The organism is Trichocoleus sp. FACHB-591 (assembly GCF_014695845.1).
GTDB lineage: Bacteria > Cyanobacteriota > Cyanobacteriia > FACHB-46 > FACHB-46 > Trichocoleus.
Map to the genome: position 1 here is coordinate 88,805 of NZ_JACJPA010000096.1, position 26,188 is coordinate 114,992.

General features: G+C 49.7%; 26 protein-coding genes. 13 read left to right on the plus strand and 13 right to left on the minus strand.

Annotation, left to right across the window (positions count from 1 at the left end; genetic code table 11):
* Positions 1-55 precede the first annotated feature (55 nt).
* Positions 56-703, minus strand: coding sequence for a Uma2 family endonuclease (locus H6F90_RS18465; protein WP_190553768.1), 648 nt, complete (start codon positions 701-703; stop codon positions 56-58).
* A gap of 61 nt (positions 704-764) precedes the next feature.
* On the minus strand, positions 765-1,199 hold the full coding sequence (locus H6F90_RS18470; RefSeq protein WP_190553769.1) for a DUF29 domain-containing protein: 435 nt from the start codon (positions 1,197-1,199) through the stop codon (positions 765-767).
* Between the two features lie 309 nt (positions 1,200-1,508).
* Between H6F90_RS18470 and H6F90_RS18475 the strand changes: the two genes are divergently transcribed.
* Together H6F90_RS18475 and H6F90_RS18480 are read left to right on the plus strand one after the other, a co-directional pair.
* A complete protein-coding gene (locus H6F90_RS18475) occupies positions 1,509-1,994 on the plus strand; it encodes an allophycocyanin subunit alpha-B (RefSeq protein WP_190432299.1) in 486 nt (161 codons plus the stop codon).
* A gap of 203 nt (positions 1,995-2,197) precedes the next feature.
* On the plus strand, positions 2,198-2,800 hold the full coding sequence (locus tag H6F90_RS18480) for a hypothetical protein (RefSeq protein ID WP_190553770.1): 603 nt from the start codon (positions 2,198-2,200) through the stop codon (positions 2,798-2,800).
* Positions 2,801-3,281: 481 nt separating this feature from the next.
* Here H6F90_RS18480 and H6F90_RS18485 read toward each other — a convergent pair whose 3' ends face one another.
* The 3 genes from H6F90_RS18485 to H6F90_RS18495 form a co-directional block, all read right to left on the minus strand.
* A complete protein-coding gene (locus tag H6F90_RS18485) occupies positions 3,282-4,808 on the minus strand; it encodes an ATP-binding protein (protein WP_190553771.1) in 1,527 nt (508 codons plus the stop codon).
* A 101-nt stretch (positions 4,809-4,909) separates the two neighbouring features.
* Complete coding sequence (locus H6F90_RS18490) at positions 4,910-5,335, minus strand: N-acetyltransferase (protein ID WP_190553772.1); 426 nt, start codon at positions 5,333-5,335, stop codon at positions 4,910-4,912.
* Positions 5,336-5,370: 35 nt separating this feature from the next.
* On the minus strand, positions 5,371-6,153 hold the full coding sequence (locus tag H6F90_RS18495) for a class I SAM-dependent methyltransferase (RefSeq protein ID WP_190553773.1): 783 nt from the start codon (positions 6,151-6,153) through the stop codon (positions 5,371-5,373).
* A 96-nt stretch (positions 6,154-6,249) separates the two neighbouring features.
* On the opposite strand from H6F90_RS18495, the gene H6F90_RS31180 reads away from it, so the two are divergent.
* Together H6F90_RS31180 and H6F90_RS18500 are read left to right on the plus strand one after the other, a co-directional pair.
* The gene (locus H6F90_RS31180) at positions 6,250-6,378 is read left to right on the plus strand and encodes a hypothetical protein (RefSeq protein WP_255525022.1); all 129 of its coding nucleotides are present in this window, start codon (positions 6,250-6,252) and stop codon (positions 6,376-6,378) included.
* The gene (locus tag H6F90_RS18500; protein ID WP_370588047.1) at positions 6,351-6,905 is read left to right on the plus strand and encodes a Uma2 family endonuclease; all 555 of its coding nucleotides are present in this window, start codon (positions 6,351-6,353) and stop codon (positions 6,903-6,905) included. Before H6F90_RS31180 ends, H6F90_RS18500 begins: the two co-directional genes overlap by 28 nt.
* 319 nt (positions 6,906-7,224) lie before the next feature.
* Here H6F90_RS18500 and H6F90_RS18505 read toward each other — a convergent pair whose 3' ends face one another.
* The 3 genes from H6F90_RS18505 to H6F90_RS18515 all read right to left on the minus strand — a co-directional run bounded on the left by H6F90_RS18505 (position 7,225) and on the right by H6F90_RS18515 (position 9,429).
* A complete protein-coding gene (locus tag H6F90_RS18505) occupies positions 7,225-7,809 on the minus strand; it encodes a hypothetical protein (RefSeq protein ID WP_190553774.1) in 585 nt (194 codons plus the stop codon).
* Between the two features lie 410 nt (positions 7,810-8,219).
* Complete coding sequence (locus H6F90_RS18510; RefSeq protein WP_190553775.1) at positions 8,220-9,038, minus strand: AIM24 family protein; 819 nt, start codon at positions 9,036-9,038, stop codon at positions 8,220-8,222.
* 79 nt (positions 9,039-9,117) lie between these two features.
* Positions 9,118-9,429, minus strand: a complete 312-nt coding sequence (locus H6F90_RS18515; protein WP_190432285.1) for a hypothetical protein — start codon at positions 9,427-9,429, stop codon at positions 9,118-9,120.
* On the opposite strand from H6F90_RS18515, the gene H6F90_RS18520 reads away from it, so the two are divergent.
* Together H6F90_RS18520 and H6F90_RS18525 are read left to right on the plus strand one after the other, a co-directional pair.
* Entirely contained in the window at positions 9,428-10,231 is an 804-nt protein-coding gene (locus H6F90_RS18520) for a class I SAM-dependent methyltransferase (RefSeq protein WP_190553776.1), read from the plus strand. The two genes, H6F90_RS18515 and H6F90_RS18520, sit on opposite strands and share 2 nt — an antisense overlap.
* A gap of 154 nt (positions 10,232-10,385) precedes the next feature.
* The gene (locus tag H6F90_RS18525; RefSeq protein ID WP_190432281.1) at positions 10,386-11,135 is read left to right on the plus strand and encodes a phosphoadenylyl-sulfate reductase; all 750 of its coding nucleotides are present in this window, start codon (positions 10,386-10,388) and stop codon (positions 11,133-11,135) included.
* A 137-nt stretch (positions 11,136-11,272) separates the two neighbouring features.
* On the opposite strand, the gene H6F90_RS18530 is transcribed toward H6F90_RS18525, so the two are convergent.
* Positions 11,273-11,920 (minus strand): class I SAM-dependent methyltransferase, encoded by a 648-nt coding sequence (locus tag H6F90_RS18530; protein ID WP_190553777.1) that lies wholly within the window; start codon positions 11,918-11,920, stop codon positions 11,273-11,275.
* A 128-nt stretch (positions 11,921-12,048) separates the two neighbouring features.
* Here H6F90_RS18530 and H6F90_RS18535 point away from each other — a divergent pair, with 128 nt between their 5' ends.
* A complete protein-coding gene (locus tag H6F90_RS18535; RefSeq protein ID WP_190553778.1) occupies positions 12,049-12,261 on the plus strand; it encodes a hypothetical protein in 213 nt (70 codons plus the stop codon).
* Positions 12,258-12,419: a hypothetical protein gene (locus tag H6F90_RS18540; protein ID WP_190432277.1), complete on the plus strand. Its 162-nt coding sequence runs from the start codon at positions 12,258-12,260 to the stop codon at positions 12,417-12,419. The genes H6F90_RS18535 and H6F90_RS18540 overlap by 4 nt, the downstream gene beginning before the upstream one ends.
* Before the next feature lie 46 nt (positions 12,420-12,465).
* On the opposite strand, the gene H6F90_RS18545 is transcribed toward H6F90_RS18540, so the two are convergent.
* Together H6F90_RS18545 and H6F90_RS18550 are read right to left on the minus strand one after the other, a co-directional pair.
* A complete protein-coding gene (locus H6F90_RS18545; RefSeq protein WP_190432275.1) occupies positions 12,466-12,615 on the minus strand; it encodes a hypothetical protein in 150 nt (49 codons plus the stop codon).
* A gap of 212 nt (positions 12,616-12,827) precedes the next feature.
* Positions 12,828-14,630, minus strand: coding sequence for a sensor histidine kinase (locus tag H6F90_RS18550; protein ID WP_190553779.1), 1,803 nt, complete (start codon positions 14,628-14,630; stop codon positions 12,828-12,830).
* Positions 14,631-14,874: 244 nt separating this feature from the next.
* Here H6F90_RS18550 and H6F90_RS18555 point away from each other — a divergent pair, with 244 nt between their 5' ends.
* The 5 genes from H6F90_RS18555 to purF all read left to right on the plus strand — a co-directional run bounded on the left by H6F90_RS18555 (position 14,875) and on the right by purF (position 23,226).
* On the plus strand, positions 14,875-17,358 hold the full coding sequence (locus H6F90_RS18555; RefSeq protein WP_190553780.1) for a VIT domain-containing protein: 2,484 nt from the start codon (positions 14,875-14,877) through the stop codon (positions 17,356-17,358).
* A gap of 78 nt (positions 17,359-17,436) precedes the next feature.
* Positions 17,437-18,321 carry an alpha/beta fold hydrolase gene (locus tag H6F90_RS18560; RefSeq protein WP_190553781.1) on the plus strand — a complete coding sequence of 295 codons (885 nt, stop codon included), beginning with the start codon at positions 17,437-17,439 and terminating at the stop codon, positions 18,319-18,321.
* A gap of 99 nt (positions 18,322-18,420) precedes the next feature.
* Entirely contained in the window at positions 18,421-19,074 is a 654-nt protein-coding gene (locus tag H6F90_RS18565; protein WP_190553782.1) for a Uma2 family endonuclease, read from the plus strand.
* A gap of 76 nt (positions 19,075-19,150) precedes the next feature.
* Positions 19,151-21,505 carry a phosphoribosylformylglycinamidine synthase subunit PurL gene (purL, locus tag H6F90_RS18570; protein WP_190553783.1) on the plus strand — a complete coding sequence of 785 codons (2,355 nt, stop codon included), beginning with the start codon at positions 19,151-19,153 and terminating at the stop codon, positions 21,503-21,505.
* A gap of 185 nt (positions 21,506-21,690) precedes the next feature.
* Complete coding sequence (purF, locus tag H6F90_RS18575; RefSeq protein ID WP_190553784.1) at positions 21,691-23,226, plus strand: amidophosphoribosyltransferase; 1,536 nt, start codon at positions 21,691-21,693, stop codon at positions 23,224-23,226.
* Positions 23,227-23,358: 132 nt separating this feature from the next.
* Here purF and H6F90_RS18580 read toward each other — a convergent pair whose 3' ends face one another.
* Together H6F90_RS18580 and H6F90_RS18585 are read right to left on the minus strand one after the other, a co-directional pair.
* Positions 23,359-24,741 (minus strand): TldD/PmbA family protein, encoded by a 1,383-nt coding sequence (locus H6F90_RS18580; RefSeq protein ID WP_370588048.1) that lies wholly within the window; start codon positions 24,739-24,741, stop codon positions 23,359-23,361.
* Positions 24,738-26,177 (minus strand): TldD/PmbA family protein, encoded by a 1,440-nt coding sequence (locus H6F90_RS18585; protein WP_190553785.1) that lies wholly within the window; start codon positions 26,175-26,177, stop codon positions 24,738-24,740. The genes H6F90_RS18580 and H6F90_RS18585 overlap by 4 nt, the downstream gene beginning before the upstream one ends.
* Between the last annotated feature and the right edge of the window lie 11 nt (positions 26,178-26,188).

The following is a 26,188-nucleotide window of genomic DNA, read 5'->3' on the forward strand; positions in this document are numbered from 1 at the left end:
AGAAACCCCGTTGCGTGCAACCCACTTGAATTGTAAAAGTGCAGGATCGCGATCGCTACTGTTTTTGTGCTTCTGCCATAAACCACGCCCCCACGTGACTATTATCCATTTGCCGACTGCGCTGTAGTGCTTCTTCTAGGAGAGCGATCGCGAGTCCTGGCAATACCTGAGATTGAGCAATGCGTTGGCTGGCACGCTCAGGCAAAATTCTAAAAGCTGTAATGTTTGCTTGCTGCACATCTACCACCCAATATTCCGCCACACCTACATCTTCGTACAGCAGCCGCTTCACGCCTAAATCATCAGCTAAAGACGTATCAGCAATTTCGATCGCTAAATCCGGAGCAGATGTGCTGTCCAAATCCACCACCGAACTTCCTTGCGGCGATAGTGAGGCGCGATCGCTAATGTAGTAGGACAAATCAGGCTGACACTCTCGCACTCCCCGCTTACGGTAGGAGCAATTCACCAACCCCCGCATTGGTACGCCTTTCGCAATCCCAAACAAGTTTACCAAGAGTGCAATAATGCCGTTGCTATCTGCATGATTTGGTCCTACAGGTGACATTTCTATCCTCATTTGCCCATTGTGATAGTAGCCCTTAGCCTTCGTATAGTCAGGACTCGCGATCGCCTGCTCATACTCCTCCCAAGTCGCTGGCACCCAAATATCGGTTGGTAGCGTTGTCTGCACACTAATCATCAGCTTGGCTCACAACAATTTGTAATTGGTAGCGATCGCAAATCCAGAATTACCATAGGCATTACTCATTGAGCATAAATTCATCGCTTAACGCCTGCTCCAGTGGATAAGGGCAGTCTTCAGGAAAAGTTTCGTAGGGTAAATTAGTTTCTCGAACTGCCAAGTCTAAGCCGTCTTCATACCCTTCTTGCAGAGCTTCCTCCAGATAGGAAGACAGGCTGGGGTTTTGCTCAAGTAATCTTTTAATCTTGCGGCGTTGTTCCCGAATCGTAGCCTGCCAGCTACTTCCTTGAAGGTCGGGCTGGTACTGCCACTTCAGCAGATGTCCCAGTAGAACGCTTAGACGATTGACTAGCTCCCGTCGTTCTTGCCTGCCCAACGTTTCAATTTCCTCGATCAAATTCGCCACGTCAACCAGTTCCCACTGCTGCGCCCTCAGCAGTTTGGCTTGCTCTTGCGTCCAAGCATAGAAATCAGCTTCGTAGAGTGTGTTCATAGTCTTTGGGTCGGCTTCTAACACTCGTTTGTCACTCCTATACTGAGACTCACAATCTAGCTGGTTCTATTTACTCAGTGTAGCGATCGCCCCTCTTGCAGACTCATGGCTTATATTGCTCACTTAGACCTAAGCTGCTCTTTTGCACCGTAAGAGCATTAAAATTTACAAAACTTTTTACTTTCTCATAAAGCTACAAGTTAGGCTCTTCATGGCAGAGCCTATCCCTTACATTGGGAGACTCCTTGCTTTATTTGCGTCCCCAAGAGTCGCTAAACTACGAAGTGATACCTAAGTACCGCAACAATTATGAGTGTAGTTAGCCAAGTCATTCTTCAAGCAGACGACGAACTCCGCTACCCCAGCTCTGGTGAACTCAGAAACATCAGCGAATTTCTCAAGACTGGTGCCCAGCGGATGCGTATTGCTGCCGCTCTCGCTGAAAATGAGAAAAAAATTGTGCAAGAAGCCAGCAAGCAACTGTGGCAGAAGCGCCCCGACTTCATCTCTCCAGGTGGTAATGCTTACGGCGATCGCCAACGTGCCCTGTGCCTACGTGACTTCGGGTGGTATCTGCGCCTTGTCACCTACGGTGTGCTAAATGGCGACAAAGAACCTATCGAAAAAATTGGCTTGATCGGCGTGCGGGAAATGTATAACTCCCTAGGTGTTCCCGTTCCTGGCATGGTGGAATCCATCCGGTGCTTAAAGCGGGCCTCTCTAGCGCTGCTCAGTGAAGAAGACGCTGTGGAAGCGACTCCTTACTTCGACTACTTGATTCAAGCCATGTCCTGAGCATTGAACTCCGTTTTCAATATCAGCACGGTTGTGAATCTAACGTTTTTTGTGAATTTTAGTACGCGTTTAGTTTGATTCTCAGTTGGCAAATTGGCTTCCCCGCAGTTGGTGGAAGTTTCTGGCTTACAAGGTCGGAAATTTCGGCGAACTGTGGGGAAATTTTCATTTTCACAACAGTCTTGCAGAAGGGGAGAGTCTAGATGCAACTCGGCAAAGTGGTCAAATCCAATTCCCATTGCGACTACGTGGTACAGCTCAACGACGAAATGGGCGTGCAAGCGCCGCCGAGGCCAGAGGATTATGGTTTTGGTTGCTTTGTCAAGCTTGAAACCGAGAAGCGCCACTGGGCTGTCGGGTTAATCTACAACTCGCAACTCTTCAACCCCAACTTCCTCAATTCAGGGCCACGGCTTTCGAGCGAACCCGACCCGATCTTTACCCCCGATCTAATTAATGAAACGCGCGTTCTCCTGGGCACTGTCTTGATCGGCACGATGGAGCGCCAAGACGACGGGCTTTATGGACAGCATGGCATCCCCAGCATTGTGGTTCCAGTCAATACTCCCGTCTATAAAATGACTGAGAGTGAAATTCATTGCTTTCACCTTAGCCAAGAGGGCCGACCACAATTTCGATACTACAGCCATCTTTTGCGGGCGGGTGGTGCGTTTGCTTCCCAACTAACCCATCAAGTTTTAGAAGCTTTGATCAAAAGTGATTTCTTTACGGGACCAGACCAACGGGCACTGCAAATTCTGTGTAAGGAGTTGTCCTGGAAAAATACGATGGGTGCGATTCGCTAACCATTCATCAATTCCAAAGCAATAAAAAACCGACAGCTTCCAATGGATTCTGTCGGCCAGTCGTGTGTTCCCTGTTGATGACTCGGCTAGAGTTGAGTCATTCATAAGTATGTATGTTGTGGGTTGAAACAAGCGCGATCAAGATCATCTAAACTTGTGATCTTCATCACAGATTAGTTAGTCCAAAATTGATCCAGCAATTTTTATGCTGAGCTAACTTCAAAACTGTTTGTTTTTAGGCTTCGGCTATGATGAAATGCAGTCTTGCAGCTTCTATAAAGCTTGCTCTAGAAGCATTAGGTGCACTATTTGTACTTGCATAGGTAGGGTATGTTGCCTTGGTTTGACTGAATTTGGTATTTCTCAGATCGGTAGTTAGCACTTGCGTTAATGTATTGATTGCTACATTTAACTTTAAAAATAATCTATCGAGAAATTGGATTGAATGCGAGCGCTCACTCATTGCGGAAATAGCGACTAATCAATGAGTTGGGTCTAAATTAAGCTGTGTCAGCAGGGCCATGATATTGCAACCGACGTAACCAATCACGAGGGGAGATTGCTCTTTTAGAAGTGGCAAAATTTGCTGCAAGACGGATGGGAGGGCTGCACCATAAATACGCCACAATTCTTCTCGTAGCTGGCTCAAAATGCGATCGCCTTTAATATCGTCCGTCCCAGGTCGCATCAGCCAATGAGTTCTCAGCAGTTTGAACCCACGAACATCATGGCTTTGCAAGACCTGTTCAACTTCCTGGGTTGCTTGTGCAATCAACGCTTCTGTAACCAATTTCATGATTAGCGGCTGAAGGGTAAAGGCAGGTTCGTTGGTACTAAACCATTTTTCTAGAAGCGAGCGCCGTTCTAGATTTGCCAAGGCTTCTAACACTAGAGACAGGTCAGGGGAATGCAGGAGATGAGTTTGCAGGCGACAGAAGGAGATCGGTTCCTGCCAAATTGCCAGCCAGTAGACGAGTTCTCGCTCCAAGTCCGAAAGCTGGTCGAGTTGCTGATTGAGGACAGCTCGCAGGCGATCGCCTAGAACTAAGGTCTTTTGGTTGAGGAAGGCTGCGATGCTGCCACCCAAAATAAATTGAATCACTGGTGTCACTACTTTGAGGGCGAGAGGATTGCCACTATAAAGGCGGCTTAGGGCTAACAGCTCCATTTGATTGCCCGTGACGCCACCTGCTTTTAATAGCTCCACAGCTTCCGCATGCGGCAAACCTGGCAAAGTCATGCAGCGTACTGAGGTTCTATGCCGCGACACTTCCTCCAAATCAGCTAAACGTTCTCGGCTAGTCAGCAGGATACAGCTTTGATGAGTTGCAGGTAGGAGATAGGTGAGGAGAAACAGAGTATATGTGTTCTCCTGCTTCAAGACAGTTTCTAGCCCATCGAGAATAAGTAGACAGCGATGTTGCTGGAGCTGCTGGATGAGTTGGTGGACCCGCTGCTGAAAGGTTTGGGGGATAGCTGGATCGAACGGCTGAAGGATACTGTCTAGCAGGTGGTGAAAAGAAGGCGCAGATCGCAGCGATCGCCAAATTACAAAGCTAAACTCCGTTTGAACTCGTTCTGTCAAAGCTAGAGCTAGAACCGTTTTGCCAATGCCTCCCAGACCTGCGATCGCCACAATTTCACAGCGATCGCTCACAATCCATTGCTCTAACTGTTGGAGTTCTGGCTGTCGTCCGTAAAAAGCTTCGATATCGGGGGCTTCGTCAAGGTCTAGGTGAGGAGTGGGGAGTGAGGAAATAGGAGGTGGAGAAGAGAGTTCTAGAGGTTCTGCGATTGCTTCCCAGTCGCTAATTCCTACAGCTTGACAGAGCGCAATAAAGATATCTGGTTGAATGCGATCGCCTTGCCAAAAACGGCGGAGGGTGGCTCTAGAAGTATTGGCGTCTTGCCACCAGCGAGCTGTGCTGGTTTTAGTCCAACCACGACGCTGCCGTGCCCGATCTACGATCGCCAATCCTTCACTCGATGCCCGTAGCGACTTTGCCATATATCCATCGCATCATCACATTGTTTCAATTGTGGCTCAGCTTGGATGAGATGTAGCCAAAGAAGTAAGAGACGCGATCGCCCAGCTTGAACTAATGCTTTCTAAGGAGCTTCAAATAGCTTCTGCATAAAGTATCGATTAAAGCCTCTAGGATAGTTTTCTTGCACGCCAAACACGCTGTATCCAAGACGTCCATAGAATTCCTTGGCCTGGAAATCTAACGTTTCTAAATGAATGCCAACACAGTTTTGCTCTCGTCCTACTTGTTCTGCCGTTTCTAAGAGCCGAGTACCAATTCCTTGATGACGTAGATCTTCTCGAACCACAAGAACTCTAATATAGAACCAGCTACAGCCAATTTCCCCTAGCGCTCCTCCAGCAATTACTCCTGAGTTATCTCTAGCCATAATAGCAATCGACTGCCACTCGGATGGAGTAAAAAACTGGTGATTAAACTGCCGAATTAGCTCCACTAGTGTCATTCGGTCTTGTTGAGAAACATCGGGTTCTAGCTGAACTGTAATCATTTTGTTGCCTGATGAGTAGTGAGGCCCGATGCTACTTATTTAATGACACACAAATAATAAAGCCACATATCCGAATTTGAGCATAGCTCTTCTTCATTTGTGATTGGCAGGCCAGTTTTCCATGAGTAAACTTTAACTCCACTAAAGTCAGATTCCAACTGCTGAATTTGTGTTTCGGGTCTGATGTAATAAGTCTTTAATCGAAAGTTATGGGACTCATCTCTCACGATTACATGACTGGAAGCTTTTAACTGCTCCAGTGTGAATGAATAATTAATCAGGCGCAGAATGGCAAACATCACCAGATTGACATAGGTTGTAACTGGGTTAAGACTCAGGTGTTTTCTCAAATCAAATTCTTGTTCCAATCCCTGAAGATTGTGGCTGGAGAAGAAGAAATATCCTCCGGGTTTTCCAACTCTACGAATTTCTTGAAAAACCTTTAAGCGATCGCTGTGGGAAACAAAATCAATTCCGTTGAAACTAAACAGAATAAAGTCGAAAGAGTTATCTTCAAATCGGCTCAGATCTCTAGCATCCCCTACTTCCAATCTGAGGTCGGGAGAAGCTGCAAATCGTTTTTGGCAAGCCGCTACCATTTCAGCGGAGTAATCGATGCCAACATATTCTGCGGCTAATGGAGCAAAGTGTTGAGTTGTGCGCCCGCCGCCAACGCCGAGATCAAGCATTTTCATGCTCGACCAGCGATCGCGGAAAAGCTCCAGAATTGTTTCTTCAGCAGGTTGGAGCAGCTTTAACTGGGCATAGTGCTGCACCACGCTAAACGCTGCGTAGGTTTTCTGATTAATGCCGTCCATCTTTATCTAATTTGCAATACCGTGCGATTGCGGCATCTGAGCTAAAAAATCCTTCACTAGGATATCGGGTTTTTGTCCTTAGCCAGAGCGTTGACGATGGATTTTAGCCCGATTGAGCCAATAGCCTTTGCGATCGCCCGCCGCCCCTTTAGCCAAAGTTATACTGAGAGCATTCCCTTGATTCTCTACGGATGGCTGTGTTTACAATCAGTCTGGAGCCAGTAATTCACATTACGGATGAGCAGTTTTATGAGCTGTGTCAGGCAAATCCGGATGTGAAGCTTGAGCGGAGTATGGCTGGAGAACTGATTGTTATGGCACCCACGGGAGGAGAAACGGGCAGTTATAACTCGGAAATTAATGCTGATTTTGTGATTTGGAATCGACAAACTCGGCTAGGTAAGGTTTTCGATTCTTCCACTTGTTTCAAATTGCCTCAAGGTGGAGACCGATCGCCCGATGTCGCTTGGGTGACGCTGGAGCGGTGGAATACTCTAAGCCCGGAACAACAGCGCAAGTTTCCTCCCATTGCCCCAGATTTTGTCCTGGAATTGCTCTCTCCCACGGATAGCCTTGAGAAAACTCAAGCCAAGATGCAGGAGTATATGTGTAGTGGTGTGAGATTGGGTTGGCTGATTGACCGGGACAATCGTAGGGTTGAAATCTATCGAACAAGTGAACCAGTGGAAGTTTTGGCAGCACCCAATCAACTCTATGGAGAAGATGCTTACCTGGATTTGTACTGGATTTAGAAACAGTTTGGTAACAGGCGATCGCCCCATTACTAACGTCCGCTCCATGAACGGATTAGCCTAATTCGCTCAGGTACTTCCGCAGCGATAACAGAAACTGGTTTTTGCTCTTTGCTCATATTGGTCTAGCGAAAAGGATCGTTGATGGTTAACGATTCTGGTTAGCGATCGCCAACCACACTTCTTACACAAGCGATCGCCTCACTCCTAACGAGCGGCATCAGCGGTGTGTACGGATTGCCTAAGATAAAATAATTGCTGAGGTGCGCATCCGCTGCATGCCGTTGTTGGACCGTTACGGTTTCGGATGTTAAGCCCTTCAGTCTAGAAACTCACCCGTCCACTCTACAACCCAGAAGTTCTGCCTATCTTCCAACAGCCTCACCCGGATAATATCACCGACTTCAATAGTTCCCTTGTCTGGAATCAGCATCTGCCCAGAACCGCAAGAGATCGACTCTGTCTCTTGCAACCGCATCGTAACTAGGTCTTCCTCGATCTGTGTCACTGTAGCATAGCAGTACACCCCAAGCTGGAATAGCGATGCTTCTCTGTCTTGGAACATCAAGCGCGGGAACGGTTCACTCTCATCAGGAATTCGCACCTGCTCGCGATCGGTAGGAAACAGTTCGAGAATAATTGCAGGCCACTCCCTATTCCCGTAGAACCCCACAGTGGACGACACGGAAGGATGCTGTGCCATCTGGTGGATACGAAGCGTATACCATCCGCTGGGTAGCGTTTCTTTAATAAAAACCGCCTCCCGCAAGTCGTTATAGCTCTCGAAGAAGGTCATCCCTTCGGTGAATGCCAGGAGACCGCTCGGTAGGTGAAGAGATTCTTCGAAGGTCTGAACAAGTCCTGCTTGCTCTTGCTCATTAAGGGGAGCATCCTTGATCCGCACCGAGAACGTGCCCTCCCCGCAGAGAAGGAGAGCGAATTCGGCGTTGGTGCACGTCCGCCGAAGTTCGGAGACCGCCTCGGACCATATCTTGGGCCACATCCCTGCTTCGTAGTAGCTGCTGAGGCACGTTTTTCCATACGGATCGAGAACGTGATCTAGTATGTAAGTCCACTCTTGATCAGGTTCAAAGCCGCCTTCTAGGTCAAAGAGCAGAAAGCAGCCGGAATCACTGAATTGTCTAAAAGCTATGTCCATACTAGATCCCAGAATGGCTAATTATGCTGACTCAAGAGGACATTCGTAGAACAACGGTCTAAAAACTATTAGACCAAGTGTGAGATGCTGTTCGAGTTAAGGCAAAGAGCGATCGCCAACATCAATCAACACAGGCGATCGCCCTACCTTACCGCTCAAGTAATTGGAGTGGAGGTAGATAACAAACCACCCATTCTGGCATAGAGAGGTTGGGTTGGGGCGATCCACACTTTGCCAGTGCCTCGGAACGTTTGGAGGAGACCTTCACCGCTAGTAAGGGCACCCAAAAAAGAAGTAGAAGCTTTCTCCACACTAAAATGCACCTCGGCGGTACGGAGGAGCGCAAAGGAGCCATCTACCTGGAGCGTTTCATTATTCAACGTCAACTCTAAGATTTCGCTGCGAGGTACGGGGATACGAAAAACAACCACTCCAGTACCGCTGACCTTGGTTTGGTAGCGTCCTTCACCACCTGCCACTCGCGCCGAAAAACTCTCAACCTTGTGGGCGTCTACTTTAATCGCATCTTCGCAGCAGCAGAATAAACCTTGGTCAGCAAACAAAGTTTGCCCCTTCAACTGCATCAGCCAGTAGTGTCCAAAACTGGGTTCTAAATAAAGTTCACCAGTGCCTCGATACAGTGGCTTAAAGATCGTTTCTCCGGTGCGGGCTGCGGCGATCGCTCCTTTCATGAACCCGCCAACTCCTCCTCCTGCTCCCGTTGAGCTTTCCATCTCAATGTTGCCCTTGAGGAACTGCAACACCCCTGGCTCAGTTCGCACCGCATCATTCTGTAGTCGAACCCGGAGTTGACGCAGATGCACTCCCGCCCGGTTGAGCGAATAAACCTGTTCTGCGATCGCCAGAGAGTCGCTCCCAGCCAAAGGTTTATACTCTAGAAGTTCAAAGATAGTACCGCCACGAGTTACGCTCTCTGTTACCTGGAAAGGGAGATGGTTTTCGGGAGTATTCATACCTGTCGAACCCCTAAAGCACTACTGCTGGCAGCTTAACACGCAGGTCTAAAGAGACATCTGACTATAAACAAACGTGTCACTCTGGGTCTACTTTGGTAAACAGTTCTAACAAACCTACAGTGCCAACAAAAAAAGTGTAAACCCCGTATTGCAGCGGTCTTTGTTGCCGAGAAGATGCAAAAACAGCCGCAACAATTCCCTCTACAAGATGTACCGCAACCGCAAAGCGCTCAATCGCAAACACTATGTTCAGGCTGCTGGGCACAGGGATATTCGCTAATCCCGCATAAAAATTCCAGGATTCCAAAGCGATCGCCCCTGTAATCAGAACGATAGAGATAACCTTGATCCAGGCAGACAAAGTTTTCTTGGCATCATTGAAATTCATGCAATTCGCTCAGAGCTTGGGGCAGTTCTTATTAAAACCGATCCTTAGCACCTTGATTGGAGCCGATAAGCTGCAATGGTTGGAAACGATTGATTGGCAGCAGGAGAGCGATCGCTTTTGCCAAGCCAACCTCACCTATCCCCACTACTACAGCAGCCAAAACTTTCACGGCATTACAGGCGGTTATCTCAACGCGATCGCAGCCATTACTTACGATGCTGTCACCGCTTTTGCCTCTCCGCCCAGTGAAACTTGGATTCGGCAGCAATTGATCCAGGCGATCGTAGGTCAACCTACCAGAATTTTGGATTTAGGCTGCGGCACAGGCTCAACCACTTTAATGCTCAAGCAAGCCTTTCCTCAAGCCGAGGTAATTGGGTTAGATTTGTCCCCCTACATGCTGGTGATGGCAGACTACAAAGCGCAACAAGCAGCGCTAAACATTATCTGGCAGCATACCTCAGCAGAAGATACTGGCTTTGATGCAGGCACTTTTGATTTAGTCACAGTTGCTTTCATGTTTCATGAAATGCCACCCAACGCTTCACAATTAGTTCTGCAAGAATGCTTTCGTCTGCTGAAACCAGGTGGACAACTGCTGATCCTCGATGGGCATCAACCCAAATTACGTCGGACCAACTGGTTAATCACCCTCTTCCAAGAACCTTACTCCAAAGTTTATGCCGCCGAAAGTGTCGATGATTGGCTGCATGCAGCTTATTTCGAGGCGATCGCCACCAAATCTGTAGGCTGGATTAGCCAATTGACCAGCGCTAGAAAACCAAAGGCAGAAAAACAGTAGCCTGAAGGCGATCGCCTAACAACCTAAAGAACTAGGCCAAAGGTACTAGTGATAAAGCATGCCTCATGGTAATGACTACGGCTTGATAGAATAGTTTGATGCAATCAGACGATCCTTTTCTGGGGAGCAAACACCCTTTTAGGAAGAACACATCATGGCGCAGTTGACCGAGCAGACCCCGACTGAACTGAATATTCCTAGCCTCGACACAGAGCTTTCGACTCAAAGCCCACAAAAAATTCTGGAACGCGCCTTGAGCCTATACGACAACATTGCCATTTCTTTCAGTGGCGCAGAAGATGTTGTCCTGATCGACATGGCGTACAGAATCAAAAAAGACATCAAAGTTTTCAGCCTGGATACAGGTCGTCTGCATTCCGAAACCTACCAGTTTATCGATCGCGTCAGAAAGCATTACGGCATCACCATTGAGATGATGTATCCCGATACCGCTCAAGTAGAAGCTTTAGTCACAGAAAAAGGTCTCTTCAGCTTCTATGAAGATGGGCACAAAGAATGCTGTGGTATCCGTAAGGTTGCGCCTCTGCGTCGGAAGCTAGGCACCTTAGATGCTTGGATTACCGGACAGCGCAAAGATCAAAACCCATCCACTCGCGCAACTGTACCAGTGATTCAAGTCGATACCGCTTTCTCTAATGATGAACGCCAATTGATTAAATTCAACCCCTTGGCGAACTGGTCATCGGCAGAGGTTTGGATGTACATCCGGGCCTTTGAGCTTCCCTACAATCCTCTGCATGAGCGCGGCTTTATCAGCATTGGCTGTGAGCCTTGCACTCGCGCAGTCCTCCCCAACCAGCATGAGCGGGAAGGCCGTTGGTGGTGGGAAGACCCAAATAGCAAAGAGTGTGGCTTACATGCCATCAACCGCACCCAAGGTTGATCGAGAACCATACCATTTTTGTAGGGGCAGGTCTTGTGCCTGCCACTGCTTATTTAGGACACTCACCAGAGCTATCCCTACAATCGTTTTGAATTCATTGGCAGGTGGCTTAAAGACTGACGCAATTGACCATACTTTTAGCCTTTGGCATTTTTCAGTAGCAGCTGACAGCCACAGGAAAAAGGATTAGCACTTTCAATGCGATCGTCAGCCAAAACCTCGATCGCTAAATTGTTGTGATAAATCAATTGGTCGTAATCCATCAAAGCATTCCACTTGACTTTGCCAGTGGGAAAGCCCAACTGGGAACTGGCATCAGAGATCAACTCCTGCCATTTCTGGACTTCAGGATCGCGCGACTTGCAGTAATCCACAATCGCAATCAGGGCACCAGGCTTCGTCACTCGTAAAATCTCTTGCAGCGATCGCACAGGATCTGCCACGACACAGAGGGTAAATCCAGATGCTGCTGCATCAAAGCTGTCGTTAGGAAATTCGAGATTTTGTAAATCCATAATTTTGAGGGCGACATCTGCCTTGACCGACTTTTGCCGAGCTAGCTCCAGCATCTGCTCCGACAAATCTACACCTAACACCTGCACTCCAGCAGGATATGCAGAGAGATTCAGCCCAGTGCCCACGGCGGCATCGAGGACGCTCTGCCCCGAACTCAACTGTAAGGAAGCAATCAGCGGTTCGCGATCGACGTGCCAGTAGCGCTGCATGATGGCATCATAATCAGCCGCTCCTTGATTGTAGGTTTCGATTACCTTATCTGTTTGCATACAGTTTTTACTCAGTGGAATTGTCTGCAAATCTCGATCGCCTCAGATCTTTAGCCAAGATAATTGGCAGTTTCTTTATTTACTACCATTAGAGAAATAAATTTACATAGTCAGAAGCTTCAATTAACTTGAGCGGAGATGACATCTACATCACCTTCCACTTCGCCTCTGCGCGTGCCCGCACCTGGGACCGATTGCTTGATCTCGCGATCGCCAAAGAACAGCTCAATTTGCCCCCTAAAGCTGAGGTTTTAGCACAACAAGTTCCTTTATTTATGAGTTACACGCAAATATGGCGTGTCCCATTGTTTACAGAAGCCAAGTCTAGAGGCACCAAATGACCGAGAAAAATGTTGAACAACAAGCTGCGGAAATTAATCAGGAGGTACAAGCCCTCGTGGAGAAAACTGACGAATGTGCCGCTCAGATTGATATGGAAGAAATGCTCAAGGTAGGAAAGAAGACAGCCCAAGAGTTGCAACAGCCTACTGAGGGCTAGTTGATTAACTTCTTGCTCTGAAATCCCTGAATCTGCTTAACAAAGCTTAACTCTCTTTGTCAGATTGCTCTGATTGCTCTGGCTCTGATAGTTCTGCTTGCTCTTGCTCTCTTTCGGCTTCCATTTCTTTCAAAGCCTTATAAATCCAAAGCTTAGACAACTCCAGGGTGCTGATGCAATCGGGGATAACTGACATGCTCAAAGACTCTGTAGGGTTAATACTTTAAGCATAGCGAGAGTGTGGCGTTCGTTCCTGAAGATATATACCTAAAGTTGTACAAAAAATTGAGTTTCTTTGCCTGAGGCGATCGCAACCCTAGGAGCGTGTATCCATGAAAACAATGGAAGCGGGTTTAACTCTCGTCACTGAAGGGACGCAGTTCCGTCACAGCCTTGCTCTTACTCAGTTTAGACCTGAGCGACCGAGGGCGCAGAGACAGATGCGGTTGCTTCCACCGGAGAGGACTTGATGGGTAGGGCGATCGCAAACTCAGTCCCGACTCCAGCAGTAGAGTGGCATTCCAACGTCCCCCCGTGCTTTTCAACAATAATTTGGTGGCTAATAGCCAGCCCCATGCCAGTGCCCACGCCTCGCGGTTTGGTAGTAAAGAACATATCAAACACCTGAGCTTGCACTTCCGGTGGCATGCCCATGCCGTTGTCGATAATTTTCACCATCACTCGGTCGGTGTCTAAGCGCTGGGTGACAATCGTGATTTGCCGACTGCCCTGCTCAACAGGCTTCTCTTCTAGGGCATCGATCGCATTGCTCAACAAGTTCATAAACACTTGGTAGAGCAAACCTGCAAATCCTTCTATCATAGGCAGATCGCCATAATTGCGCGTCACCACAAGATCTTTTTTGATCCGGTTGTTGAGAATTAAGAGCGTGCTGTCGAGACAATCGTGCAGATTGACTGGATGTGTTTCAGTATCGTCTAGTCGAGAGAAGTTCTTCAAGCTGAGAACAATCTGGCGGGCGCGATCGGCTCCCAGTTTCATTGAGTCCAAAACTTTTGGCAAATCTTCGGCCAAAAAATCTAAATCAATATCTTCAATTTGGTCTTGAATGGCTGGCGGTGGGTCAGCAATTTCCGTTTCGTAGGTGCGGAGTAACTTGAGCAAGTCTTCCATGTAGTTGTGAGCGTGGCTCAAGTTGCCATAGATAAAGTTGACGGGGTTATTAATTTCATGGGCTACTCCTGCCAGCATGCGCCCTAAACTAGACATCTTCTCGCTCTGAATGAGCTTGGCTTCCTGCATTTCCCGTTCCCGCTCTAGGGCAGCAGCTTGTTCTTCGAGCAACTGCTTTACACGCTGCACCAGTTGGTTAAAGGAAACCGCTAGCAGTCCAATTTCATCCCGCGTGGTCACAGGCGCTTGTAAGTCGAAATTTGATTCTTCTGTAATCTTCTGGGTGACGCGCGTGAGGGATTCGATAGGACGGGAAATGGTGCGGCTGGTCAGAAATGCCAGGATGGCCGCGATCGCAATGGATAATCCCACACTAGCCAGGATGATCTGGGCTTGTAAGACAGTGGCACGGCTTTGCTCCTCGTCAGCCGCTGTCTGTTTTTGGCGCACTGTCCTGGCATATTCTGCCAGTTCATGAATAAACTGATGGAACTCTATCGTCTCTGGAGCCGCGACTGTACCTGAGAGCACCTGCTGGACTCGGGGGATTTCTTCTGGTGGTAGATTCGCTAAATCGATGCGGCTAATTTGAGCTTCTAGGTAGCGGGTGTAAGCCTCAACCGTATTGCCATACTGCTGTAGAAAAGCACTCAATTTCACATCGTTGTTAATCTGAGCAAATTCTCTCAGCTCAGCTAATAGCTCCTGAACCCCGCTGACATGACCCAACAAGTCTTGATTCGTTTGTTGAAAAGCTTGCGGCTGTGCGATTTGGAGGGCAAGCTCTCGTTGATGGGTCTGGATTTCTAGCAAGCCACCTTGCAAACTACTCAACATGCCACCTTCATCATCCGCCACATCCATTTGATGCCTAGCTTGCTCGTAAGCGCGATGGCCCTGAACTAGCCCGACTGTCGTGCCAATCACGGCAATACTGAGCGCTAAGGCATAACCACAGTTGATTTTGGCGCTCACACTAAAGAAGCGATTCAATCTATTAAGAGGCGGAGCAGACAAAGCTGGAGCTGAATTGTCGTCCGCTTTAGCAAGATTGGTGGAGTTAGGTTGAGTAGCCATTGCAATTGGTGAAGTGACTAGTTCTACTGGTAGAGTGCCCGCCGCTTTCTATAACTACACGCGATGTTTCACTCTTAACGGCAACCTCTGAACTTTTAGCGATCGCTGACACAAGTCAACTTCGCCATGCTGAGCATGAGTGAGCACCTAAGTGAGCACTAGAGTGAGCATAAAGCTGAGCATGGTTAGCGAATAGACGTAACTACGCTGAGAATAACAAACAATAGCGTCGGAGGTTGCCGCCATGACTCAGACAACAGAACGCCAATCGGGTGGCTTATATGTCCAGACTGCCGAGCGTCAGCAACTCGCTTTCCCACTCAAGCACACCGCAGTGCAGGCCAAGATTGCGGGGAATCTTGCGCGGGTAGAAGTGACGCAGAGTTTCGAGAACCCCTTCATCACCACCCTCGAAGCGGTTTACATTTTCCCGCTACCTGATGAAGCGGCAGTGGATGACATGCTGATTCGGATTGGCGATCGCACCATCCAAGGCAGCATTAAAAAACGCCAAGAAGCCCAGCAAATCTACGAGCAAGCCAAGCGACAAGGACGCACGGCAGGGCTGCTAGAACAGGAACGGGACAACATCTTTACGCAATCTCTCGCCAACATCAAACCAGGCGAACAAATAAATGTGGTGATTTGCTACACCGAGAGCTTAAAGTTTACTGGCGCTACAGCTCCTGAGACGCTGGGAGGGAGCTATGAGTTTGTATTTCCAATGGTGGTGGGTCCGCGCTATGTCCCTGGCAACCTAATTGAGGAAAACGCGATCGGCAGCGGTTCGGCAGCAGCGCCGATGATGTTAAACCAAGATACTGATTTAGTACCCGATGCCTCTCACCTCAACGCTCCTATTTTGCCACCAGGGACGCGTTCTGGGCATGATATCAGTGTCACTGTCGAGATCAATGCTGGTGTTGCCATTCAGGAGATCCATTCTCCTTCCCATCAAATTCAGATTATCCCTCAGGGAGCGATCGCCCAGATTAAACTTGCAGGCGGAGATACGATTCCCAACAAAGATCTAATTCTGCGTTATCAAGTTTCCGGAGCCGAAACGCAAACCACTGTTCTCACAGAAGCGGGCGATCGCGGGGGTCACTTTGCGGTCTATTTAATTCCAGCCATCCAATACCATCCAGATCAAATGGTGCCGAAGGATATGGTGTCTCTAATTGACACCTCTGGTTCCCAAGCGGGTGCTCCTCTAGCTCAGTGTCAGGAGCTGATGCGTCGCTTCATACAAGGTCTGAACCCTGACGACACCTTCTCCATCATCGATTTCTCGGATACCACGCAGCAACTCTCTCCCGTGCCGCTGCCCAACACACCCCAAAACCAGCAGCGAGCGATTCGCTATGTCAATCAGCTCACGGCTGGGGGTGGCACCGAGATGTTGCGTGGCATTCGAGCCGTGCTGAACTTCCCGGTCACTGATCCGGGTAGATTGCGGAGCATTGTTCTACTCACCGATGGCTACATTGGCAACGAGAACCAGATTTTGGCTGAAGTGCAACGTCATCTCCAACCGAGTACTCGTCTCTACAGCTTTGGCGCAGGCAGTTCTGTGAATCGTTTCTTGCTCAATCGCATTGCTGAAGTCGGTAGAGGCATCTCTCGGGTTATTCGACATGATGAGCCCACCGATCAGGTAACAGAGCAGTTCTTCCGCCAGATCAACAATCCTGTTCTCACCAATATCCAGTTGCAATGGGAAGGAGCAGGCAGCGAACCTATCTTTTATCCCTCTGCACCACCGGATCTCTTTGCTGAACAGCCCTTGGTCTTATTTGGTCGCAAGGAGGATAAACACTCTGGCAAGTTGCATATCTCTGGTATAGCGGCGGGAGGAAAGCGCTATCAACAGACTTTTCAACTCCAGTTTGCAGAAGCAGGAAATCCCGCGATCGCTCAACTTTGGGGCCGTGCCCGCATCAAAGACTTGATGAATCAAATGCTCAGCGGTGACACCAAGGCAGGAGTAGAAGCTGTGACGGATACAGCCTTGGCCTATCAACTCCTCTCTCAATACACTGCTTTTGTAGCGGTAAGTGATGAGGTGAGAGTAGATGCTACAGAAGCTTCTGTCTCCGTCCAAGTCCCGGTGGAGATGCCTGAAGGAGCCAGTTATGAAGGAGTCTTTGGCAATGTTGCCTACTCTAGTCCACCCGCACCAATGGCCGCACCTGTTAGCAAGATGAGACGACAAAGACCTGTTTTTGACATCCCAGCACAGGATTATGATGTCACCCTAATTTCCCCCAATATGGTGGGAACTGAAGAGGATGACTTCTTACTTGCTCCTCCTGCTATGTCCCGTCCTTCTATACCTTCTCCTAGGCTGGCAGATGACGAAGGATTTAACTTAGGAGTATCATCCCAGAAAAGTTTAGGCTCGATACCTGAGCAGCAGCTACAAATTATTGATGCTACTGGACTTGACGTAAATGCGATCGCCCTCCTTACGCAACACTTAAACTCTAACCAATTCCTAGCTCAGCACCTTGAGTCAGTTCAGCTTCTCCCTGACTTTAGGGGTGGTCAGGTAGTGTTTGAACTTCAAGTTAACAACGGTCGAGTGAGACAGGTCATGCTTAATGAAGAATCATCGTCCCTTAAGGAGCAGGCAGTAATTGAGGAAATTCGGCGATCGCTACAAGCTTGGCGACCTTCTCAAGAACTAACGGCTACGGTTCACCTAACGCTACGAGTGCAGTCGTAGAACTTCAGCTCCTAACACAGAGAGATTACAGGGATACCTCACCCAGGTATCCTTTTTTTGTTTGTAGTGCTGCCTGTCATGTTTCCCAGCTTTCTCCCTCGGACTGTGCGATCGCTCAAAGACCCAACGGCGATCGCCTTAGCTCAGCAAATTCAACAACAGGCAATTCCTACACCGCTAACAGTCCAACCAATCTCGACAGTTTATGTGCGGAAAGGGAACGGAGGTAGCCCCATTCTCTTATTACATGGGTTTGATAGCTCAGTGTTGGAGTTTCGAGCGATCGCACCTCTTTTAGCACAGCAGCAAAAAACATGGGCAGTTGATTTATTAGGGTCAGGCTTTACGGAACGAGTGGCTGATCTCCCTCTCAATCCCAGCACCATTAGAACTCACCTATATAGTTTTTGGCAGACTTTAATTCAGCGACCCGTGATTTTAGTGGGTGCGTCTCTAGGGGGTGCAGCGGCGATCGACTTTACCCTCGCCTATCCCCAATGCGTTGAGAAGTTGGTGCTGATCGATAGTGTGGGTTTCAGTGGCACCTTTCCCCTAGGGCAGTTCTTGTTTGCGCCTCTCGATATGTTTGCGGTCGAGTTCTGGCGACAGCGTAAACTTCTACCGCTGAGTTTCGGCACTACCTTTGGTTTCAGTGCCACAGACCTAGAAGCAATTCGTTGTGCGGGAGTGCATTTAGACATGCCGGGATGGGCCGAAGCGATCGCTAGCTTCACCAAAAGCGGTGGCTACAATCTGTCAGCTCAGCAAGTCTCCCAAATTCACCAACCGACGCTGATCCTCTGGGGCGATCGCGATGACATGCTAGGAACGGCAGATGCTGAAAAATTCAGAGAGGCGATCGCGAACAGTCAGCTCGTTTGGATACGCGATTGCGGTCATGTGCCTCATCTAGAACAACCAGCTTTCACTGCTGAGCAGATTTTGAGATTCAGTCAGATTTAGTGAGTAGGAGCGATCGCCGTTAAATCTGGTGAACTTCTAGAAAGACTTTGAGAGGGAGTCCACTACTATTCAATGGAGAAGACAGATCGAGGTCTTGGCATGAGTAGCAGTTCGGTAACGTCTGAGCAACGGGTTGTACTAGACAAAATTAGCTGGCAAAAATTCGAGAATATATTGGCAGAGCTAGGTGCAGAACGTGCCACTCGCTTCGCCTACTATCGGGGGCGGATGGAAATGATGAACCCGCATGAGGAACATGAGCGCTATCGCAAACTGATTGAATCGTTTCTGTTGGTTCTAGCCGATGAAACGTATCTAAAAGTCGTTGGATTCAATTCAGCTTTGTTACAGCAACCCGAACTGCAATGCGCGATCGAGCCGAATGCTTGTTTCTACATTTCTCATGCGCCTGAGATGATGGGTAAATCTGATCTTGATTTGTCCCGTGATCCAGTTCCCGATTTAGTTTTAGATATTGCCTTTACCAGTAGCGCGATCGATAAGCTCCCAATTTATGCGGCTTTAGGCATTCCAGAAGTTTGGTGCTACACCAGCAACAACAGCACCCCTGCGCCAGAACATCAACTCTCAATTTATCAGTTACAAAATCAACAGTATTTCACTACTGAAACCAGCGCTGCCTTTAATTTCTTGCCTGCGGCGAGAGTGCTGGAATTTATCGAGCAGAGTGATTCTCTGGGTTTAGTCCAGTCCTTGCAATTGCTACGAGCTTGGGTGCAAGAAAGAATTTAAGACAAACAATTTGGGGAAAGGAAACGCGGAAAATATCGATAAAATTGAAACCTGTCCAGATTCGCGCAAGGCTTCTATGTCCGCCATTTCCTCGGCTCCGTTTTCTCCGGAAGAAATTGCTTCAGAAGGTATAAAACCAGAAGAATACGAAGAAATTTTCAATCGCTTGGGTCGCCATCCCAACAAAGCCGAGCTGGGCATGTTCGGGGTGATGTGGTCCGAGCACTGCTGCTATAAGAACTCGCGACCTCTGCTGAAGCAATTTCCTACCGAAGGCGATCGCATCTTGGTTGGCCCTGGAGAAAACGCTGGAGTCGTGGATTTGGGCGACGGGCTTCAGTTGGCATTTAAGATCGAATCCCACAACCACCCGTCAGCCGTGGAGCCGTTCCAAGGGGCGGCAACCGGGGTAGGCGGAATTCTGCGCGACATCTTTACAATGGGTGCTCGTCCGATCGCGATTCTCAACTCTTTGCGCTTCGGCTCCCTGGATGATGCCAAAACTCGGCGTTTGTTCAACGGCGTGGTATCAGGAATTTCTCACTACGGCAACTGTGTGGGTGTGCCGACTGTAGGTGGTGAGGTTTACTTTGACCCTGCCTACTCTGGCAACCCTTTGGTCAACGCGATGGCCTTGGGGCTAATGGAAACCCCAGAAATCGTTAAATCGGGAGCTAATGGCCTTGGAAACCCCGTGTTGTATGTCGGCTCCACCACGGGACGCGACGGGATGGGGGGAGCCAGCTTTGCCAGTGCCGAACTTAGCGATGAGTCAATGGACGATCGCCCAGCCGTACAAGTGGGTGATCCTTTCTTAGAAAAATCTTTGATTGAAGCTTGTCTAGAAGCCTTCAAAACAGGGGCAGTAGTTGCAGCTCAGGATATGGGTGCAGCGGGCATCACTTGCTCCACCTCCGAAATGGCAGCAAAAGGTGGCGTGGGCATCGAGCTAGATTTAGATCTCATTCCGGTGCGCGAGACTGGCATGGTGCCCTACGAATATCTACTCTCCGAGTCCCAAGAGCGGATGCTGTTCGTAGCACACAAAGGCCGCGAGCAAGAATTGATTGATATTTTTGAGCGTTGGGGCCTACACGCTGTAGTCGCAGGCACCGTGATCCAAGAGCCGATCGTGCGGATTCTCTTCCAAGGAGAAGTCGCGGCGGAGATTCCTGCGACTGCCTTGGCCGACAACACCCCGATCTATCACCGGGAACTGATGGCCGAAGCTCCAGAGTACGCCCGCAAAGCTTGGGAATGGACGAGCGATCGCCTACCGCCTTGCTCTGCCGCTGGCATTGAACTAGCAGGCAGCACCAAAACCTGGAATGAAATCTTGTTCCAACTGCTAGAAACACCGACGATCGCCTCGAAGCGTTGGGTCTATCGGCAGTACGACCATCAAGTACAGAACAACACCGTTCTCATGCCCGGTGGTGCCGACGCGGCAGTAGTGCGCGTGCGTCCCGTTAACAGTTCCCCTGCTCAAGCTAACACCGGAGTTGCCGCCACTGTAGACTGCAATCCCCGCTACGTCTATCTGCATCCTTACGAAGGAGCCAAAGCCGCTGTCGCTGAAGCCGCCCGCAACCTCAGTTGTGTGGGAGCCGAACCCTTGGCAGTCACCGATAACCTCAACTTCGGTAGTCCCGAAAAACCGATTGGCTACTGGCAACTCGCCGAAGCTTGCCGAGGTCTTGCCGAAGCTTGTACCGAGTTCAAAACCCCCGTGACTGGCGGCAACGTCTCGCTCTACAACGAAACCCTCGACTCCGAAGGCAAACCCCAACCGATTTACCCAACTCCGGTCGTCGGGATGGTTGGCTTAGTCCCAGACTTAAACCGAATTTGTGGTCAAGGTTGGCAAGCTACAGGCGATCGCATCTATTTATTAGGACTCCGCTGGGATACTCAGGAAACCGCAGCCGTCACATTAGGTGCATCCGAATATCTCGCTGCCGTTCACAACACCGTAGCAGGCAAACCACCCGTCGTTAATTTCAATTTAGAACGTCAAGTGCAAGCTGCTTGCCGGGAAGGTATTCGTCAGGGTTGGGTGCGCTCCGCTCATGACTGTGCTGAAGGTGGCCTTGCGATCGCCCTTGCTGAAGCTTGCATTAGTGGCCAGAAAGGAGCCGAAATTGCTCTGGATATCTCCGACTCCCAACCTTCCTCTCTGCGTTGGGATCAGCTCCTATTCGGGGAAGGCGGAGCCAGAATCCTGGTTTCTGTAGCTCCAGACCAAGCTGCAAATTGGGAAACCTATCTGCAAGAGCACTTGAGAGAACACTGGCAAAATCTCGGTCAGGTGGGTAATCCGAACGCTGGTTTACGGATTTCCACTAGACCCTCTGTTCCGGTTATCGACGTTAGCATTGCAGATATGAGCGATCGCTGGCTCAATGCCATTGAGCGTCGCATAGCAGTCTAAAACAGTAGCGCGGCAAGTGTAGTTGTAGCACAAGATACAAATTCCTTGGGTTAAGGCCAAGGAGTTGTTCCGTTTAAGGTTTTTGGTGGGATTATTAAAGAAACGTTAAGTCTACTGCTGGCTGTTCAAAGTTTCGATCTCAATCCCGCCCCATCCGATTCAACCTACTAGGAGCTGACCGCAGCATGATTCCCACCCATTCTGATCTTGCGTTCCCTGACGATTCCTTGCCTTTGACTAGTGATAGCCAGGGCGAAGGGAGCGGCGACGCTCGACCCGACAAGCCAGAGGAAGCCTGTGGTGTTTTTGGTGTTTATGCCCCCGAACAAGCTGTTGCGAAGCTAACCTACTTTGGTCTATATGCTTTACAGCATCGGGGCCAAGAATCGGCTGGGATTGCCACCTTTGAGGGCGACAAAGTCCATTTGCATAAAGACATGGGCCTGGTTTCCCAGGTGTTCAACGAGTCGATGCTGAGTACAATGCCTGGGCATTTAGCAGTCGGCCATACCCGTTACTCCACCACAGGTTCTAGCCGCGTCGTTAATGCTCAACCTGCTGTAGTGGAAACCCGCTTGGGTTCCCTAGCTCTGACTCACAACGGCAACTTGGTCAACACCGAAACTCTGCGCCAAGAGCTGTTGCAAAACAACTTTAATTTGGTCACTACTACCGACTCAGAATTAGCTGCTTTCGCGATCGCCGAAGCTATCAATAGCGGCAAAGATTGGTTAGAAGGCACCATCAGCGCTTTGCACCGTTGCCAAGGAGCCTTCAGCTTCGTTATTGGTACTCCCAGCGGCATCATTGGTGTGCGTGACCCCAATGGCATTCGCCCCTTAGTCATTGGAGTAATTCCCAGTCCTGACGAAACCACGCCAGAGCGCTACGTCCTCTCTTCCGAAACTTGCGGCCTCGACATCATTGGCGCTGAGTTCCTCCGAGATGTAGAACCCGGAGAACTGGTTTGGATTTCTGAAGCAGGTTTAGCTTCATTCCCTTGGGCACCACAGCCTCAACGGAAGCTTTGCATCTTTGAGATGATTTACTTCGCTCGTCCTGATAGCGTCATGAGTAAAGAAAGCTTATACAGCTATCGGATGCGGATTGGTCGCCAACTGGCCCAAGAATCCCCGATTGATGCGGATATTGTAATTGCTGTCCCCGACTCTGGCATCCCTGCCGCGATCGGATTCTCTCAATCTTCTGGTATCCCCTACGCTGAGGGCCTGATCAAAAACCGCTACGTCGGTCGTACCTTCATTCAGCCGACCCAGAGCATGCGGGAAGCTGGAATTCGCATGAAACTGAACCCACTCAGAGACGTGCTAGAAGGCAAGCGAGTGATTATCGTAGACGACTCCATCGTCCGGGGTACTACCAGCCGCAAGATTGTTAAAGCTTTGCGAGATGCTGGGGCGACCGAAGTACACATGCGGATTTCCTCGCCACCCGTTACCCATCCTTGCTTCTATGGCATTGACACCGACAATCAAGACCAGTTGATTGCAGCGACCAAATCTGTTGCAGAAATTGCTGAACAGATTGAGGTAGACTCCCTGGCTTATCTCAGCTGGGAAGGCATGCTCATCGCCACCCGTGAAGATCCCAACAGCTTCTGCTCCGCTTGCTTTACAGGTGACTACCCCATCGCCATCCCTGAACCCGTGAAGCGCTCCAAACTGCGCCTAGAAAAGGAGAAAGTCGGCACGACCCCTTAAAAGTCGTAAAAAGTCGTATCGTCACCGATTCCCCCTAACCTGACAAAGTTGGGGGGAATCTGCTTAAAAGCCCTCAAGTCTGGGGAATCAAAGCTCTTACAGGTATGCCAGAAAAGGAGCGGTGCAACGAAATTAAAGTGTGTAAGTAAACCCTTCCACCAACATCCCTGGCACCCAACAACCTCCTAACTGACGGCCTCCATAAGTGCCCACCTCAGGGATAAACTCCTGAAAATTAGTGCAATCAATCAGATTCTCACCCCAAAAGCGGTACAAACTCTCGTCAAAGCGTAGATTTTCGATGGGGGCGACAATTTCGCCGTTTTCTACCCAGAAACAGGCATAGCGAGTCATCCCCGTAATCCGACCCGTCGGGCGATCGCTCCAATTTAAATAATGCAGGTTCGACACATATAATCCTGTGTCCAACTCCGCCAATATCTGATCGCGACCGAGAGTCCCAGGAGTGATCTCTGGCGATCGCAAGCCCTCTGAACCACTAGCTCCATTTGCTGCCAAGCCATACTCTTTGGCGGTGCGATCGCTCACCAGCGTATTCACCAGTTCACCCGCCACAATCAGCGGCAACTCTATCGGAGCTGTTTCTCCCCACTCATTGAAGCGAGGCACCAAACCGTGTTGAAAATTCTCCTTCAGTGTGAAGCGGGGAGATAAGCGCTTCTGACCCCGCCGCAACTCCTTCAAAGCACTATTGCCTTGCTGCAAAGCGGCTTCACTAATGCCACCCCAAGACAGCATCCCAACCAATTCCGCGATCGCTGCTGGGGCAAAATAGGTGCGGTATTGTCCGCGTGAGAGTTGTTTAGGGGAAGTAGAAAGCAATTGCAGTTGGGCTTTAGACTCTTCAATTTGAGTTTTGTAAGCCTCTGTATCCCAAGTGCTCCCCGCCAACGTGCCTTTGACCGCCTCGCCGCCAGTGCCAAACAAAGAATAGTCCAGAGCAAAAGAGTCTGTGGCAAACCAATGCTTCTGACCGCTAGAGTCGGCATAGCCCCGCACTAGCAAGCCTGCTGCATAAAGTCCCGCGAAATCCAACTCAGCCACAATGGGTAGCACAGTGGAGGTGACTGCTTCAGGCGCGAGCAGTTGCCCTAAGTGCACATCGTGGCTGGTACTGGTGCCCGCTGGAATCACTAAGTAGGGGTCAACTGGGAGCTGAGAGACTTCTTGCCGCAGATCTGCTAAGGCAAGTTGAGCTTGCTGCAAGTCCACTTCCAAATCGCCCGTAAGCGGAAAAGTGCGATAACTGGTGCGCTGGTCGCGAATCAAGGTGAGCTTAAGTGAGCCATCAGCCACATTCCCGATTTGCCGTACTTTCGCTTGATTGAACCGAACAAATTGGCTGCGTTCGCTGCTAAGTTTTACCGTTAAAAATTCACCCGATTCGGCTTGGCGCAACAGTGCCTCGACCACCTGTGCAAAGCTGGATTCTAAAGCAGTTAACTCTGCGGAACTCAGGGGAGAAATTACAGATGAACTGATGGATGAACTCACGCACCACCTCCAAACACCTCAATATTGGTAAAGGCACAAACAGGAGCGGCATGCCCCACCCAAATAGTCTGATTCGGTTCGCCCTTACCGCAAACCGGAGAACCATATAGCTTCCAGGTCGAGCGATCGCCGAGTTGAGACAAGCTGCGCCAAAATTGCGGTGTCGTTCCCCGGTAGTTGGGATTGCGCAGCGTCTTGGTGAGTTGACCGTTCTCGATCAGCTTGGCGTATTCGCAACCAAATTGGAATTTGTGCCGCTGGTCATCAATCGACCAAGAGCGGTTGGATTGCATATAAACGCCCTGCTCAATGTTGCCGATGATCTCCTCAAAGCTGGCGTTGCCCGGTTCTAAATTCAGGTTAGCCATGCGATCGATCGCCGGGCGATTCCAGGAAGTAGCCCTCGCACAAGCCACTCCTGGGAGGCCGAGGCGAGCTTGACTTTCTAAACTACCTAGACCCCGCTCCAACACGCCCTCGCGAATCACATACTCACGAGTCGCGGGCACACCAGTATCGTCGAAGCTATAGCTAGAAAACTCACCCGGAACGGTGGGGTCAAAGGTAATATTCATCAGCGGCGAACCGTAAACCAACTCCCCAAAATCTTTTGGTTTGACGAAGCTGCCCCCTGCGTAATTCCGCTCATCGCCTAGGATGCGATCGAGTTCTAGCGGATGCCCTACGCTTTCGTGAATTTGCAGCAGCATTTGGTCTGGGTCCAGAACCAGCGTCGTAGCTGTAGTGGGGCATTCCTCGGCGCTCAGCAGCTCCACCGCTTGCTCCCCCACCTGCTTGACTTCAGCCCATAGTTGTGGGGTTAAAAACAGCTCCATGCCCCCTTGATGGCAATGGGCTAACCAGCCGTTGTGACTGCGGCGTTGCACGATCGCGCCTGCTTGGGCGGTAGCAGCGTAGTCGGTCGCCAAAGTTAGGAATTTCTGATAAACCTCAGAGCCATTGCTGCTGACAAACCAAGTTTCGATTTCTCTGGTATGAGCAGCGGCACTAGTCTGCACAATCTGATCAGACACCTTCAAGGTTTGGCAGAGCTTGACCAAGACCTCGTTAATTTCCCCAGCCGTCAAAGACTGCAAGGGTTTCAGAAATGGTGAGCTGTACTGCCCCACCACTTTAGGCCGCTCTGCCACAGTAGTCGGGTGAATCGACCATTGGCTGGCGGTAAGGGCTTGCTGGTAAGCGGTTTTAGCTGCGGCTTGCAGACTTTCCAACTTGAGCGAATTGGTGGCTCCATAGCCCAGTTGCCCATTCACCAGCACTTCCACCATGACGCCCTGCGTCAGAGATTTACCATTAGTTTCAGGTTTGCCATCCCGGACAGCGTAGGTTGAGGACGTGTCTTTTACGGCTCGCAGACCCAACCAATCAGCGGGAAGATCCAGAGCCGCGATCGCCTTTGAGAGTTCAGATATCATCGTTCGTTGTC